Raw genomic sequence first — 917 nt, forward strand, 5'->3', positions numbered from 1 at the left:
GCGTGGGCGGGTTCAGCGACCGGGGGGAGGCGTCGATCCAGATGGCAATCGTGTTCCCGTTCGTCATCCTCGTCACCGTCGCGGTCGTCCAGGCCGCGATGTGGTTCTACGCCCGCAACATCGCGTTGACCGCCGCCCGTGAGGGCGTCGCAGCCGCCCGCGTCTACCAGGCCCCCGAGACCGCGGGCGCGGCCCGGGCCCGCGAGACCCTGGGGCGGATCGCGGGCGACAGCCTCGCCGGCAGCACGGTCAGCACGGCGGGCAGCACCGGCGCCGAGGTCCGGGTGACCGTCACCGGCCTCGCCCCGTCCCTGATCCCAGGGGTGTCGGGGCTGAGCGTGTCGCAGTCCGCCGCAGCACCGCGAGAACGGTGGACCACCCCATGACGTTCATCCGCGTTCGGGCAGGGCGGTGGCTGGCGCTGGCCCGGCAGGACCGCGGCAGCGAGACCATCGCGGCCGCCATCGTAACCCCGCTGCTGATCATGCTGCTGTGCCTGGCCATCGCCGGCGGGCGGATCGTCACCTCTGGCGCGAAAATCGACGCGGCCGCCGAGGACGCGGCCCGCGCCGCCTCCATCTCGCGGACCTACACCGGCGCCCAGGCCGAAGCATCGGCCGCCGCCACCCGCTCCCTTGACGACCAGGGCATCCACTGCGCGTCGGTGAGCACCAGCGTGGACGTCTCCGGGCTGGCTGTGCCCCTCGGGCAGGCCGGCACCGTCACCGTGACCATCACCTGCAACGTCACCATGGCCGATCTGCTGCTCCCCGGTGTCCCTGGGTCCAAGACGTTGACCAGCCGTTTCACGTCCGTCGTGGACGCCTACCGCTCCCGGGAGGGCTAAGCATGGACAACCGTCTGCGGCGGGCGGCCGGGCGCCTGCGTGAGGACCGGGGTGGGATCGCTGTCTACAC

The 917-nt window shown here is 72.6% G+C and carries 2 protein-coding genes; both read left to right on the forward strand.

The window, feature by feature from the left end; all coding sequences use genetic code 11:
* Positions 1–2 precede the first annotated feature (2 nt).
* Positions 3–386: a TadE/TadG family type IV pilus assembly protein gene (locus VR44_RS17660; RefSeq protein ID WP_107072529.1), complete on the forward strand. Its 384-nt coding sequence runs from the start codon at positions 3–5 to the stop codon at positions 384–386.
* Positions 383–847 carry a TadE/TadG family type IV pilus assembly protein gene (locus VR44_RS17665; protein ID WP_045948477.1) on the forward strand — a complete coding sequence of 155 codons (465 nt, stop codon included), beginning with the start codon at positions 383–385 and terminating at the stop codon, positions 845–847. The genes VR44_RS17660 and VR44_RS17665 overlap by 4 nt, the downstream gene beginning before the upstream one ends.
* Positions 848–917 lie beyond the last annotated feature (70 nt).

Source organism: Streptomyces katrae, from assembly GCF_000966975.1.
Lineage (GTDB): Bacteria > Actinomycetota > Actinomycetes > Streptomycetales > Streptomycetaceae > Streptomyces > Streptomyces katrae.